This is a genomic window from Arthrobacter sp. NPDC055138 (assembly GCF_053607305.1).
Map to the genome: position 1 here is coordinate 480,142 of NZ_JBSGTH010000001.1, position 12,696 is coordinate 492,837.

15 protein-coding genes and 1 tRNA gene are annotated in these 12,696 nt (G+C 64.3%); 10 read left to right on the plus strand and 6 right to left on the minus strand.

Translation table 11 applies throughout. The features are described 5' to 3' along the window. The first annotated feature begins 8 nt into the window (after positions 1-8). The 5 genes from ACWF5H_RS02300 to ACWF5H_RS02320 all read left to right on the plus strand — a co-directional run bounded on the left by ACWF5H_RS02300 (position 9) and on the right by ACWF5H_RS02320 (position 4,576). Positions 9-1,346, plus strand: coding sequence for an MFS transporter (locus ACWF5H_RS02300; protein WP_452034572.1), 1,338 nt, complete (start codon positions 9-11; stop codon positions 1,344-1,346). Positions 1,347-1,392: 46 nt separating this feature from the next. After that, positions 1,393-2,172 (plus strand): SDR family NAD(P)-dependent oxidoreductase, encoded by a 780-nt coding sequence (locus tag ACWF5H_RS02305; protein ID WP_364649344.1) that lies wholly within the window; start codon positions 1,393-1,395, stop codon positions 2,170-2,172. Positions 2,173-2,192: 20 nt separating this feature from the next. Further along, on the plus strand, positions 2,193-2,945 hold the full coding sequence (locus tag ACWF5H_RS02310; protein ID WP_452034573.1) for an SDR family oxidoreductase: 753 nt from the start codon (positions 2,193-2,195) through the stop codon (positions 2,943-2,945). A 232-nt stretch (positions 2,946-3,177) separates the two neighbouring features. After that, a complete protein-coding gene (locus ACWF5H_RS02315; RefSeq protein WP_452034574.1) occupies positions 3,178-3,783 on the plus strand; it encodes a DedA family protein in 606 nt (201 codons plus the stop codon). Between the two features lie 151 nt (positions 3,784-3,934). Beyond that, the gene (locus tag ACWF5H_RS02320) at positions 3,935-4,576 is read left to right on the plus strand and encodes a potassium channel family protein (RefSeq protein WP_452034576.1); all 642 of its coding nucleotides are present in this window, start codon (positions 3,935-3,937) and stop codon (positions 4,574-4,576) included. A 23-nt stretch (positions 4,577-4,599) separates the two neighbouring features. Here ACWF5H_RS02320 and ACWF5H_RS02325 read toward each other — a convergent pair whose 3' ends face one another. Next, positions 4,600-5,112, minus strand: a complete 513-nt coding sequence (locus tag ACWF5H_RS02325; RefSeq protein ID WP_452034577.1) for an SHOCT domain-containing protein — start codon at positions 5,110-5,112, stop codon at positions 4,600-4,602. A gap of 232 nt (positions 5,113-5,344) precedes the next feature. Between ACWF5H_RS02325 and ACWF5H_RS02330 the strand changes: the two genes are divergently transcribed. Beyond that, on the plus strand, positions 5,345-5,839 hold the full coding sequence (locus ACWF5H_RS02330; protein WP_452034579.1) for a DUF456 domain-containing protein: 495 nt from the start codon (positions 5,345-5,347) through the stop codon (positions 5,837-5,839). 3 nt (positions 5,840-5,842) lie between these two features. Here ACWF5H_RS02330 and ACWF5H_RS02335 read toward each other — a convergent pair whose 3' ends face one another. Both ACWF5H_RS02335 and ACWF5H_RS02340 read right to left on the minus strand, forming a co-directional pair. Further along, the gene (locus tag ACWF5H_RS02335) at positions 5,843-6,313 is read right to left on the minus strand and encodes an Lrp/AsnC family transcriptional regulator (protein WP_452035326.1); all 471 of its coding nucleotides are present in this window, start codon (positions 6,311-6,313) and stop codon (positions 5,843-5,845) included. Positions 6,314-6,600: 287 nt separating this feature from the next. After that, a complete protein-coding gene (locus tag ACWF5H_RS02340) occupies positions 6,601-7,131 on the minus strand; it encodes a hypothetical protein (protein WP_452034581.1) in 531 nt (176 codons plus the stop codon). A 196-nt stretch (positions 7,132-7,327) separates the two neighbouring features. Between ACWF5H_RS02340 and ACWF5H_RS02345 the strand changes: the two genes are divergently transcribed. After that, a tRNA-Ala gene (locus ACWF5H_RS02345) sits at positions 7,328-7,400 on the plus strand. 336 nt (positions 7,401-7,736) lie between these two features. Here ACWF5H_RS02345 and ACWF5H_RS02350 read toward each other — a convergent pair. Together ACWF5H_RS02350 and ACWF5H_RS02355 are read right to left on the minus strand one after the other, a co-directional pair. Further along, positions 7,737-8,153 carry a hypothetical protein gene (locus tag ACWF5H_RS02350; protein WP_452034582.1) on the minus strand — a complete coding sequence of 139 codons (417 nt, stop codon included), beginning with the start codon at positions 8,151-8,153 and terminating at the stop codon, positions 7,737-7,739. A gap of 419 nt (positions 8,154-8,572) precedes the next feature. Next, positions 8,573-9,046 carry a VOC family protein gene (locus tag ACWF5H_RS02355; RefSeq protein ID WP_364649380.1) on the minus strand — a complete coding sequence of 158 codons (474 nt, stop codon included), beginning with the start codon at positions 9,044-9,046 and terminating at the stop codon, positions 8,573-8,575. A 205-nt stretch (positions 9,047-9,251) separates the two neighbouring features. Here ACWF5H_RS02355 and ACWF5H_RS02360 point away from each other — a divergent pair, with 205 nt between their 5' ends. The 3 genes from ACWF5H_RS02360 to ACWF5H_RS02370 all read left to right on the plus strand — a co-directional run bounded on the left by ACWF5H_RS02360 (position 9,252) and on the right by ACWF5H_RS02370 (position 12,345). Beyond that, complete coding sequence (locus ACWF5H_RS02360) at positions 9,252-10,802, plus strand: hypothetical protein (RefSeq protein ID WP_452034583.1); 1,551 nt, start codon at positions 9,252-9,254, stop codon at positions 10,800-10,802. Positions 10,803-10,932: 130 nt separating this feature from the next. Further along, positions 10,933-11,130: a hypothetical protein gene (locus ACWF5H_RS02365; protein ID WP_452034585.1), complete on the plus strand. Its 198-nt coding sequence runs from the start codon at positions 10,933-10,935 to the stop codon at positions 11,128-11,130. A gap of 240 nt (positions 11,131-11,370) precedes the next feature. Next, positions 11,371-12,345: a GmrSD restriction endonuclease domain-containing protein gene (locus ACWF5H_RS02370; protein ID WP_452034586.1), complete on the plus strand. Its 975-nt coding sequence runs from the start codon at positions 11,371-11,373 to the stop codon at positions 12,343-12,345. A 72-nt stretch (positions 12,346-12,417) separates the two neighbouring features. Here the strand turns inward: ACWF5H_RS02370 and ACWF5H_RS02375 are convergent. Continuing rightward, positions 12,418-12,696: hypothetical protein (locus ACWF5H_RS02375; RefSeq protein WP_452034587.1), on the minus strand; the 279-nt coding region annotated here is incomplete at its 5' end.

Genomic DNA, 12,696 nt, shown 5'->3' on the forward strand with positions numbered 1-12,696 from the left:
CAACTGCCATGTCATCGCTTCGTTCCCCCGGCGGCCGCTCCGTCGAGCCGTGGAATGTCCCCATCACCAAGAAGACCATCACGCAGGTCTCAGTCGTCTGCTTTATTGCCTGGGTCGCCTCGGTCTATGACTACACCCTGTTCGGCACCCTGCTGCCGGTCATCGCGGAGGAGTTCGGCTGGTCAACCGCTCAATCGACTGCCATCAACACCTTCGCAACGATCGGCGTTTTCATCGTCTCCCTGCTCGTCGGCACCATCCTCGACCGGATGGGCCGCAAACGAGCCCTCATCATCCTCATGCTCGGCGGGGCGGTGGCTTCCGGCCTGACAGGCCTCGCGGCCGGCGCCGTCAGCCTGATCATCATCCGCTCCTTCACCGGGTTCTCCATGTCCGAGGAGGTCGTCAACGCGGTCTACCTGAACGAGATCTACAAGGAGGCCAAAAGCCGTGGCCTGATGTACTCGTTGGTCCAGGGCGGCTGGCCGGTCGGAGCCCTCATTTCTGCGGGCCTCTCGGCGCTGCTGCTGCCGATCATCGGCTGGCGCTGGACCTTCGTGGTGGCCGCCGTCCTGTCCCTGGTCGTGGTGGCCATGGCCTTGCGGTTGCCCGAATCGCCCACCTTCGCCGCCATGCAGGAGGTCAAGCGCCGCCGTGCCAGCGGCGACGTCGACGGCGCCCACCGGCTGGCGGATGAACACGACCTCGAGGAGGCAGCCCACCATGCCACCGGTGTAAAGGATGTCTTTACCCCCGAGTTGCGCTGGCACACCATCCTTCTGTCCCTGTCGTGGTTCTTCAACTGGGTCTCCATCATGATCTTCTCGGTCCTCGGCACCACGATCCTGGTCGATGCCAAGGGGGTCTCCTTCGACAACGCCCTGGTCATTCTGGTCCTGGCCAACGCGGTGGGCTTCGTCGGCTACGTCTTCCACGGCTGGCTCGGCGACAAAATCACCCGGAAGCGCACCGTCGTCCTCGGCTGGCTGGCGGGCGGCATCGTCAGCCTGATCATGCTGCTGGGCCCGGGCATCCCGGGAATCATCATCCCGCTGTACGCGCTGACCCTCTTCTTCCTCACCGGCCCCTACGCGGCGCTGCTGTTCTACATGGGCGAGTCCTTCCCCGCCCATGTGCGGGGCATGGGCACCAACGTGGCACACGTGATGGCGCCGGTCGGCGGCATCGCCGGCTCCGGTCTGCTATCCATCCTGCTCGCCGCCGGAGTGGATACCGGCTGGGCGGCGATCATCACCGGCACCGGTGGGCTGTTCATTTCGGCCCTGTGCATGGCCGGCACGCGCACCATCCGCGATGCCCATCAGAAGACGACGGTGATCGCATGACCACCAACGACACCGACCGCAAGAACAACAGAAGGACGGTGGCGGCGTGAACCGCGACGACGGACTCGAGGGCAAGGTGGCCGTTATCTCCGGCGGTGGCAGCGGGATCGGCCGGGCGCTCGCCGTCGCCTACGCCCGGGCCGGCGCCCACAGCGTGATCGGCTACCTCCCGTCCGATCCCCACGACGCGACGGACACGGTCCGTGCCGTCGAAGCTGCCGCCGGCCGCTGCGCCGCCGTCGCGATGGATGTGCGCCGTTTCGACGACACGGAGAAGCTGGCCCAAGCCGCGCTGGACGAGTTCGGCCGGCTGGACATCGCGGTGGCCGCGGCCGGCATTCTGCGACGGGCGCCATTGGCGGACATGACCGACCAGGCATGGGACGACATGATGGCCGTTGACCTTTCCGGCGTCCTGCGGGTCTTTCGCTCCTGCAGCACACGGATGGACCGCGGCGGGGCGATGGTTGCCACGTCCTCGATAGCGGGCGGCGTTTACGGTTGGGAAGAGCACAGCCATTACGCCGCAGCAAAGTCCGGCCTGCTTGGACTGTGCCGGTCTTTGGCAGTGGAGTTGGCCCCGCGCCGGATCCGGGTCAACGCCATTATCCCGGGGCTCATCGAGAGCCCGCAGTCGCTGGACCCGGTGAACTCGCTGGGACGGGAAGGCCTCGACGCCGCCGGCTCCATCATCCCGTGGGGCCGGGTAGGCAACGTCGACGAGGCCGCCCGCGCAATCCGGTTCCTCACCAGCGACGACTCGGCCTACATCACGGGACAACAGCTCATTGTCGACGGCGGGCTGACCGTCCGCTGGCCGAGTTGAGCGCTGGAGAGTGAGTTCAGATGGAAAAACAGCTGGCCGACAAGGTAGCCGTCATATCCGGCGGAGGCAGCGGGATCGGTGCGGCCATCGCCCTGCTCTTTGCCCAGGAGGGCGCCGATGTGGCGCTGCTGGACCGGGACGAACAAAGCGCCGCGGCCGTAGCCGCCGAAGCCGGCAGCTTCGGCGGCCGCAGCGCGGCCCTAGCGGTGGACGTCACCAACGGCGACGCCATGCGGCGGGTGATGGATGACGTCGCAGCAACGTTCGGCGGCATCGATATCCTGGTCAGCGCCGCCGGCATTCTCGACGAGACACCGCTGCTGGAAATGAGCGAAGCGACCTTCGACAAGACGCTCGCCGTGGACCTCAAAGGCGTGTTCTTAGCCGCGCGTTGGGCCGCCCCCCACATGGTGGAACGCGGCGGCGGCCGGATCATCAACATAGCTTCGCAGCTCGGGCTCAAAGGCGGCGTCGGCTTGACCCACTACGTGGCCGCCAAGGCAGGGGTGATCGGCATGACCAAAGCCATGGCACTGGAGTTGGCCGGGCACAACATCCTCGTCAATGCGATCGCCCCGGGCCCCATCTTCACTCCGTTGATCGAAGGACTCTCCGAGGAGTGGAAGGCCGCCAAGCAGGCGGAGCTTCCGATCGGCCGCTTCGGACACGTCCACGAGGTAGCGCCCACGGCCTTGCTGCTGGCTTCCTCGCCCGGTGGAGACCTCTATACCGGGCAGACGCTGGGCCCGAACAGCGGGGACGTGATGCCGTAACCGAGTCCAAGGTCGTGGGGCGGCGAGCGTGCCCTGCGTAAAGACATCAACGGGGTCTTTCTCGCCAACACATCGGTCGCAACTGCGGCGGCCAATTCCTAGTGTCGGCGCGGGATGATCCCGGACTCGGCGGTGGTTATGCGGAGACAAGAGATGCTTCGGCACAACCTCCAAGGTTTCTACGGAGCGTAGAATTGATGTGTCCGGTCCGCTCGCCAGAGAAAGGACGGTCATGGACTTCTTCCTCGGGCTGCCGCTGGGCTGGGCGATTGCCGCGCTCTTCGGCGGTGCGATGATCCGGTCCAACGCCACGTACTGGCTGGGCCGCGGTGTTGCCGCTGGCTGCCGCCACACCCGGCTGGAGAAGCATCTGGACGGTCCGCTGATGCGCCGGGCGGAGGCGATGATGGCCAAGTTTGGCCCGTTCGCCGTGACGCTGTGCTTCCTGACCGTCGGTCTGCAGACCGCCGTGATCGGCAGCTCCGGCATCGCGCGCATGCCGCTGCGCCGCTTCCTGCCCGCAGTCATCGCCGGCAGCCTGCTCTGGGCCGTCGTCTACGCCACGGTCGGGTTGGCCGCGATCGCGGCCTGGTTCGCCCTCATCCTCGCGTCCCCGTGGGCTGCGGCAGGCGCAGCGGTGGCCATCGCCGTCGTCGTACTGTTGTTGGTGAGGCGGAGGCAGCGCGCCCAGCGCCATCAGGGGGCGGACGACGGCGGTGCTCTGGTTGGGCGGGAACATCCCGTGGAGCGGTTGCAGGCCGTCGCCGACCGTCTTCTCGATCGACCGAGAGACCCTCACGCTCCGGCGCGCGAAAGGGGCCCCGCCCGCCGACGGTGACCGCGTGCTGGGGTCACCGCAACGTCCTCGCCCCGCGGGCGCGAACATTGCGACTCCGCCCGCTGCACACGCCGAGCCGGTGGATCCCGCCGCAAGTGTCATCCGCTGCGGGCGATGGCCCGACGGTGTGCGCGGAGGATAATGGTGCGCGATGAGCACGGTGCACCATCCTTCCGCTCCGCGGCGTGGGCAGCGCATGTGGGCGCTGCTGCGTCCGGCATTGACCGGCATCGCCCTGGTGGTGGTTTATTTCACCATGCCGCTTAATCGGCAAGGCTCCATCCCTGTGCTTTTGATCGGCCTCGGCGCGCTGACCGCGCTGGTCGCCTGGCAAATACGGGCGGTGACCACATCGCCGTCACCGCGGCTGCGCGCCGCAGAGTCGTTGGCGACATCGATCCCGCTTTACATTGTCTTGTTTGCCATCTCCCACGCGACCATGTCCTCTTGGGACCCGGATGCCTTCTCGGAGTCGCTGGACCGAACCGACGCCTTGTACTTCACCATCACCACGTTGGCTACGGTGGGATTTGGCGATATCGTCCCGGTGTCGGAGACCGCCCGAGTTGTTGTCACGGTGCAAATGGTCACCGGCTTGGTGCTTCTGGGTCTGGTGATCAAGATGTTTTTGGGCGCCGTGGAAGTCGGCCTCAGGAACGCCCAGGCCAAACCTGCCGGCAAAACGGAGCCCGACGGGCCAGCCCCAGACCAGGAGGACGGCGAGCACACCCAGGCTGACAAGCCTGAATCCGGCAACGGCGGAACCGCTGACAGCGGCCCCGCCGGCCGGTAGACGACAGGCTGGACAGGCCAGAGCTACCAGTCAGCACCGGGATTCGTTGGCGCTGTGCCCGGGGTTGCGCCCGGGGTTGTCCCCGGCGTCGCGCCTGGGGTTGCGCCAGGCATCGCGCCCGTTGCTGCGCCAGACGAACTCGGCTGCTCAAACCTGAGGGCCCGCGCCTTGACGTGTTCGAACTCTTGCTGGTTGATCGCGCCGGAGTCTAGCAGTTCCTTGGCTTTTGCTATCTCCGCAGTGGGGCTAGCGCCAGCCACACCGCGGATGTACGACTCGGTATCCGTGCGCATCGCCTGCGATGCTTCGTGGCTGCGCTCGGCCATGCCCCTGCCGCGCGCGATCAGATAGATCAGCGAGGTCAGGAAGGGCAGGAAAAGCAGGAAGATCAGCCACACTGCCTTCAGCCACCCGTTCAGCGATTTGTCACGGAACAGGTCGGTGATGATTCCGAACAGTACGAAGAGGTAGGCGATGAAAGCGAACGCCCAAAAGAACCACCAGATTGTGTCCCAAAACGATTCCCCAAAGTTCATGGCACCTACCTCCGATTTCCCGGCACCGCCGCACCGGATAGCCTAGAGCCCTTCCAGAACGTGGGCGCAGTCTACAACCTCGCCGGGCAGGACCGTCAAGACCCCGGCGTGCGGGACGCAGGTTTTAGCCGCCGGAGCCCCGTGCGTCCGGCCCGTCTGCGTCCGGTCCCTGCGGTGCCAAGCCACCACCCGACCGCGGAAAACCGGGGCGATCCCGATTAGTGTGGGGTGGGTGGAACCACAGATTCTTGCGACAGTCGTCTCCGGTCTGCTCATCGCCGTCGGCATCGCCGGCATCGTCGTGCCCGTTTTGCCCGGCACCATCACCATCGGCATCAGCCTGCTGGTCTGGGCCATTGCCCTGCAGAACACGGTGGGCTGGGTGGTCTTCGCCGTCGGCATGGTCTTCGTGGCCGCCGGCATGCTGGCCAGCCTGGTGCTGACCGGCCGGCGGTTGAAGCAGCGGCAGGTGCCCAATTGGTCCATCATGGTCGCTGTGCTGACGGGCGTGGTGGGGATGTTCGTGATTCCCGTGGTGGGGCTGTTCATCGGCTTTGCGGCCGGCCTGCTGCTCAGCGAATATGCCCGACGGCGGCACTTCGGCCAGGCGGTCGAAGCCAGTTGGGCGGCGCTCAAGGCCGTGGGCCTCGGCATGCTGGTGGAGCTAGGCTGCGCGTTCGCCGCCGGGGCCGTCTGGGTTGTCGGCGTGCTGGTGCAGTTCGTCTAGAAATCAGTCCTGCTTGAGCAGTCCTGTGGTCCGGTAGGGGATGACCTCGCGCAGGAACATCTGCGTGGACGTGCGAGTGATGCCGGGGCAGAACCGGATCTCCTCGCTCACCCGGTACAGGTCGTCCGGGCTGTGTGCCACCACCCGGATCAGCAGGTCGGTATCGCCGGCCGGGGCATGGCATTCAAGCACTTCGGGGATCTTCCGCAGGGCTTCCACTGCATCATTGAGCTTGCTCTGGTCCAGTTCGGCGCTCACCAACGCCATCACCCCGCGGTCCAGCGCCTGCGGAAGCACCCGGGCCGAGTGGGTGCGCAGAGAGCCCGAGGCTGCGAGGCGTTCCAGTCGGGAGTGAACGGTGCCGCGCGCCAGGCCGAGCCGCTGCGCCAGCATCATCACCGGGACCCGAGGGTCCTCGTCCAGCGCCAGCAGGATCCGCCGGTCGGTGGCGTCCAGTTGCTGCAATGTGACCACTTCCTGTCGATTGCTGGCCGAGTTCTTGAACAGTCTGATCAAGTATAGAGCAGCCTCTTGCACGGATTGTAGCCGTGCTGCTGGAATAGTCATCAGATCGGGCGAAGCCACAAGCCGCAGCCCGCTGAGGTGCACAGTCCCAGCTCACGACGCCGAGGCAGTGTTTGCGGGCCCGCGAAGCCCGGACCTTGTTGTTCACACAGCCGAAGACCCCTGCCAGTCCGGATTCCGGACCGCCAGGGGTCTCGCTGGTTAAGGGGTCTGCTGCGCAGGCTTTTCAATGCAGGCTAGGCGGCGTCCGCCGGAGTGCTGCCCTGGTTGGGCGGGAGAGTGTTCCGTTTCTCCTTTGGCTGGAAGAAGCGTTTGGAGCCCAGGAACAGGACGATGGCCAGACCCACGGTCACCACAATGAACGAGAGCGTGGTGTTCCCGGACATGAAGCTGCGTGTGATGCTGTAGATCAGTGTGAACAGGCTGCCGAGCATGACACCGTTGGCCAACACCCGGTTGCGCTTCTCGACGAGAAGACTCAGGCCCAGCAGGGCGACGGATCCAATCAGCGCCACCGTGGTGACGTTGCGGTTGTAGATTTCGGACGCATCCTCGTATGCGCGGTAGGCGGCGTCGTACTGCTGCTGCAGTTCCTGCTGCTGCGCCAGCTCTTCGGCCGTTGGGTCTGACTTCTGGAAGACCTGCTCCTGCGGGAACTGCGGCATCTCCGGCGGTGCATAAAACGTGCGGATGCCCAGCCCGACGAAGAGCGCGATGATGACCCCCAAGAAGACCGTGTAGACGGCCTTGAGAACTTTGTTGTCCATGGCGTGAGTCTATGGCGCGGTCTTGTACTGCCGGTGTCGGCGCCAGCGAACGCTGCACATTCGTTATCAGAATGGGTAAACCCTATAGGCCTTTGGTTGTGCCGGATGCCAGTGAGGCATGTCTGGCTCGCAACACTGCATCCTTTCAGCTTGGCGATCGGCGCGCCGCGGACTTATGATCGAACGGCAGTGGCACGGGGCTTTAGCTCAGTTGGTAGAGCGTTTCGTTCGCAATGAAAAGGTCAGGGGTTCGATTCCCCTAAGCTCCACTACCCGAATGGCCCCTACTTCCTTTTAAACAAAGGGAAGCAGGGGCCTTTCGCATGTCTTGGAATCTCATCCTTGACATCGTCTCTGTCTTGACGATTCCCCTATCTTCCCGCCGCCTCTCCACATCATCGTCACTTTTCGTCACCTCTGGAACTCGGTTAAGCCTTACCAGCACTGGGGATGTAGGGGATTCAATTGAGGAGTGGGCGTGGACGACGAGTGACGACAGCTGCCGGTTCACAGTGCAATCAGGGTCGCCGCCCGGAGTTCTGGGGAGGGTAGGTGCTGGAGGGCCGGCGGAATTGGGCCGGTAGGCTGGGCAGCCGGGAACCAGGTTACTGACCGATGGCGGTGCCCTGTTGCGCTGCCCGGCAAAGCTGCTCCTGCCGTTCCTCAGGGGAGAGCTTGTTCCAGACTTCGGTCTGCGTCCTGATCGCGCTTTCGGGCATGCCCATCGCGCGCATTTCTGCCGGGGAGACCACGATACTGTTCTCCGCGCCGATCATGTTCCGCTTATCCAGGTCGGCACCAGGACCGGTGGCATAGTCAGGGGAGCACGCAGCGAACCTTGCTTCCGCGCCCGGGGCAGTGCCGGCCGCTGCTGCCGGCTCCGTGGCTGGCAACGAGGCGGTGGAAGCCGCTGGACTGATCGAGTCGGAGGAGAAGGACCCGCTGAAAAGCGAGCCCGCGCCCACAACCATTCCTGCCGTCAACAGTAAAACAGTGGTCAGTCCGACCGATGGTCTCTTCAAGCTGAACCCCCAACATCAGGACCCGCCGATGTGAGAGCGGCGGCGACGATTATCATCGTCAGACTACGGCAGAGTGCGCCATACAGCACTTCCTGCACATGCCTGCGCCGCCTGCTGGGCGAGATCCCCGGCCACGGCTTGGAACTAGGCTTGCGCCCAATTGAAATAGAGTTTTATCTCTTCAGGACGGGGACTGCATTGGCCAAGACAACTTCATCATTCGGGCTGCTCTGTCACGCCCCTGCAACGAGCCTTCGATAGTGGCTGCGGGTTTTATAGGGATGTCCCAAACACACTACGCACCAGTCATTCTTGCTGGTCTGTAGTGGCTTGTGCCTGTTGCATCGTATTGTTTCCAGATTCGATGACCGCGTGCACCGACCTGGTGGCCTGCCGCCCTCGCGGAGAAAGCTCGGAGGCTAGCTGGGGTCGGACCAGCTTTGCAGCTCGATAAAGTTGCCCTCAGGATCGCTCACGTAGCACCACGTGACCTGTCGTCCGTCGGCTGTCTGGAGCGTGACGATTTCGCCGACGTCCGCCCCGCCGTTTTCACGGACAGCTTCCCGGGCAGCAACGACGTCGTCAACCACGAAGGCGATGTGGCCCCATCCGGTGCGATTGGCCGCGGGTGTACCGCCCGCCATATTCTCGCCGTAGGTGTAGATCTCGAGGGTTGGCCCGGCATCACCGTGGCCGGGTAATCGCATGTGGACGCCGCGCAGGTTTGCCCCGGGTACAGCCGTGCCGCGTTCCAGATCGGAACCGGCGTAATCGCGTTCGGGTGGTACGAGTTCGCAGCCAAAGACGCGCCCATAAAAATCGGCAAGTCGTCGCCAATCGGTGGCAATGACGTTGATGTGGCCAAACCGGGCGCCGAAGGGTGCGCTTGTCATGACCTCGATGTTAGTACCACGCACAGGCCTCGTTCCCTGGTAGTTGCACGCCGCCCATGACGTCCTGCTAAAGCAGTCCAGCTACCCAGACTTGCGACGTTTTCCGGAGATTGCCTTACGCAGGCGCCCCTTCCGTCCGATTGCAACCGTTAGCACCTGTGGCCGCATTCCCGCAGCCGGGAGCACAACGAACGGATCCAGTTTGATGAAGTCCCTCATCCGCGCACTCCTCGGAGCAGCCCTCGGATCGTCCCTGCTCGCGTCAGCACTCGTTGTCAGCACCCCGGCCCAGGCCGCGGCACCGCTCAGTGCGACCTACCAGAGCTACACCGCCCCCAACGGCGTCAGCAGCCAGTACCACATCTACGCCGACGGCATCGATACGAAGAAGACCATCGGGGTCCTGTTCGTCTTCCACGGAGACTACTCCCGCCCGGACCAGTCCTATGTCCACCACCCCAAGGGCTCCGTTATGAAGAAGATGGCGGCAGAGGCCGCCAAGAAGAACATGATCATGGTTCCCGTCATCACCCCCGATAAGAAGGGCGGCATCACTTGGTGGGAGAACGCCGACCGTAACGGGGACTGGTTCCGCTCTTTGGCGACGACCTTGATCGCTCAATACAAACTCGATTCCCGCCGCATCTGGCTCCACGGCTACTCAGGCGGCGCGGAGTTCATCACCTATGAACTCCTCGCAGACCGCCAGCAATGGATCAAGGGCGGCGGGGCCACCATCGTTGGCGGCGGCGGATACGACGGTATGCAGACAGCACCCACCGCTGCCGTGAAGAAAACGAGGCTGCACTGGATCAGCGGCAGCCTCGACGGCAAGGGCGGCACCAGTCTGAAGACCTGGTCTGCTCTGGACACCGCCAAGCGGGCAGAGAAAAAATACAAGGCCCTCGGGTTCACCAGCACGAAGATGACTGTCCTGCCGGATGTCACGCATTACACCTACAACATGCCGAAACTGCTGGCCAACGACCTGAAAGCCATGCCGGCCGCCTTGGCCCCGCCCAAGGCCAAACTAGGGGATGTCGTCGCCGTGGACTCTGCCGGCAAGCTTTATGTCTACCCGTCAGCCAGGGGGAGGGACCTGAACAAGCGCCGCTACGTTTCCGCTGGCTGGGGAACATCCCTGAACGTGGAGATCGCCGACTGGAATGCAGACGGCATCCAAGACCTGATCGCCAACTGGAAGGATGGCCGGCTTACCGTCGACTACGGGCTAAAGAACGGTGGCTTCAAACGCTCCACGCTGGGCACGAGCGGCTGGCAGCGCAACACCATTCTCGTCGCCCAGTGGAAGACCGCGGACAAGTTCCCAAGCATCATCGCCAAGAACCGCGACGGCAAGCTGTACTCGTACGTCAACAATGATGGCGCCAAGCCAGGGCCGCGGAAGCTGCTCAGCTCCGGCAAGTGGAAAGGCCAGCAAGTAATGGCCATGGACTTCGACGGCGACACCAAGATGGATCTGGTCGCCCGCAATGCTGCCGGGCAGTTGAAGCTATATCGCTCCAACGGCAAGGGCCGGCTCATCAAAGAGACCCGCAAGATGGTCAGCGGTTCAAACTGGAACGGCATGACGCACCTATCCGCGGCCGAAGGGCATCTGGTAGCCGGCCAGCCCGGCATTCTGGCCCGCGACAAGAAGGGCAACCTGCACTTCTACCCGGTCTCCTCAAAGAAGATTCAGAAGCGCGTCACCGTGGGGATAGGCGGTTGGAACGGTCTGAAACTCGGCTCATAGCCCCCGCGGGCCTGAGACGCCGGAGCGAAGTAGCTCAATCGACAGAAGTAATCTCTGATGGAAGCGTTGGCGCTGGGGTCCGGGCGTTGACCAACCAACGTGTTCCGGCAGTTAGCAAGGAGGGCTCGACATGCGCAGGTTCATCCAAGGCGGCTGGTTCTTTCTGGCGCTCGGTCTCGTCCTGCAGCTCAGCCGCAACGTGCGCATCGAAGGGTTCGTTTGGCAAAACGTGGGCGCAGTCGTCCTCCTCGTTGTCGGTGTGCTGCTGTTCCTCTGGCATCGGCCTTCACCCACAGTCGATAGCGATGAGTCCCCCACAGCTAGATAACCCTGACGCGCCTTGGCCGCGCACACTCAGAGCTCGACAGCCCAAAGCGTGGACGGTGCGGGCAAGGCGAGGAGCGCACTAGCTCCGATCTCGTTGCGGAAACGATCTCGGCAGCAAATAGGGCCCACAGCCGCCGCGTTGAGCTGCAGGGCAGGGAGGGCCAGCGCCGCTGGTATGTGGGCGGCACGACGGTGTGTCCGCCATCAACGGGCCCGGGACTTGCCGTAGACATGAAGGGATATGAAACGCATCCGCCTTGCCCCCGCCGCTGTGCTGCTAGCCGGACTGACTGCCTGCAGCGCCCCGGTCCTTGAAGCACCCGTTGTCACCGAATCGCCCTCTGCCACCGCGTCGTCGGCGGCGCCGGAGACCAGTGCCCAAGCGAAGTCGGAGGCGCCCGAGCCCAAAGCTGAACAGGGACCCGCGGCCGGGACGGCACTGGAGCAGTTGGCCACCATTGAGGTTAAGGGCCGGGCGCCGAAGACCGGGTACTCCCGGGAACAGTTCGGCAAGGGCTGGAAGGATCCTGACCGCAACGGCTGCGACGCGCGTAACGACGTCCTTCAACGCGATCTGGACCACGCTGTGCTCAAGGCAGGCGGCTGCGTGGTGACCTCCGGATTGCTGGCCGATCCGTTCACCGCGGCGACCATCGAGTTCGTCCGCGGCAACACCACCAGCAGCGCTGTTCAGATCGACCACATCGTGGCACTGTCGGACGGATGGCAGAAGGGTGCGCAGCAGTTGGCCCCGAACCAGCGTGAAGCGTTCGCCAACGACCCGCTGAACCTGTTGGCCGTCGACGGGCCTACCAACGGGGCCAAGTCTGACAGCGACGCGGCCACCTGGCTGCCGCCGAACAAGGCGTTCCGCTGCGAGTACGTGGCACTGCAGACTGCGGTGAAAGCCAAGTACGGATTGTGGATGACCAAGGCGGAGCGGGACGCGATCATGAGCATCCTCAGCACTTCGTGTCCGGACCAGCCGGTCCCGGCCGGCGGGGGAGCGGCCGTGCCGGCCGCAGTAGCTCCAGCCCCGGCTCCAAAGCCCGCCACGGTCAAGGAGGCTCCTGCAAAGGCCCCGGCCGGCGGCAACGTCTTCTACCAAAACTGCACCGCCGTAAAGCAGGCCGGCGCGGCACCTATCAAGGCCGGTGATCCGGGCTGGGACACCAAGTTTGACCGCGACGGCGACGGGGTCGGCTGTGAGTCCTGACGAGGTGGGTAACTCATGACGAAAGGGGCGGCCTCCCTGGATGGGAGGCCGCCCCTGGCGGTATGACCGAGGTTAGTTGCCCTGCAGGGCAGCCTTCTCGGAGGCCTTAGCAGCCTTCCAATCGGCCTTGCCTTCGGCCTTGATTTCCTTCCAATCAGCCTGTCCCTGGGCCTTGGCGGCCTTCCAATCAGCATCCGCCTGAGCCTTGACAGCCTTCCAGCCAAGAGCCGGTGCTTCGTCGGCGGGTGCCTCTTCAGCCGGTGCTTCGTCGGCGGGTGCCTCTTCAGCCGGTGCTTCGTCGGCGGGTGCCTCTTCAGCCGGTGCTTCGTCGGCGGGTGCCTCTTCAGCCGA

Coding starts and splice junctions, on each gene's coding strand:
- ACWF5H_RS02360 (WP_452034583.1), top strand. CDS start 9,252: ATGAAGTCCCTCATCCGCGCACTCCTCGGAGCAGCCCTCGGATCGTCC.
- ACWF5H_RS02310 (WP_452034573.1), top strand. CDS start 2,193: ATGGAAAAACAGCTGGCCGACAAGGTAGCCGTCATATCCGGCGGAGGC.
- ACWF5H_RS02320 (WP_452034576.1), top strand. CDS start 3,935: ATGAGCACGGTGCACCATCCTTCCGCTCCGCGGCGTGGGCAGCGCATG.
- ACWF5H_RS02355 (WP_364649380.1), bottom strand. CDS start 9,046: ATGACAAGCGCACCCTTCGGCGCCCGGTTTGGCCACATCAACGTCATT.
- ACWF5H_RS02315 (WP_452034574.1), top strand. CDS start 3,178: ATGGACTTCTTCCTCGGGCTGCCGCTGGGCTGGGCGATTGCCGCGCTC.
- ACWF5H_RS02325 (WP_452034577.1), bottom strand. CDS start 5,112: ATGAACTTTGGGGAATCGTTTTGGGACACAATCTGGTGGTTCTTTTGG.
- ACWF5H_RS02340 (WP_452034581.1), bottom strand. CDS start 7,131: ATGGACAACAAAGTTCTCAAGGCCGTCTACACGGTCTTCTTGGGGGTC.
- ACWF5H_RS02300 (WP_452034572.1), top strand. CDS start 9: ATGTCATCGCTTCGTTCCCCCGGCGGCCGCTCCGTCGAGCCGTGGAAT.
- ACWF5H_RS02365 (WP_452034585.1), top strand. CDS start 10,933: ATGCGCAGGTTCATCCAAGGCGGCTGGTTCTTTCTGGCGCTCGGTCTC.
- ACWF5H_RS02370 (WP_452034586.1), top strand. CDS start 11,371: ATGAAACGCATCCGCCTTGCCCCCGCCGCTGTGCTGCTAGCCGGACTG.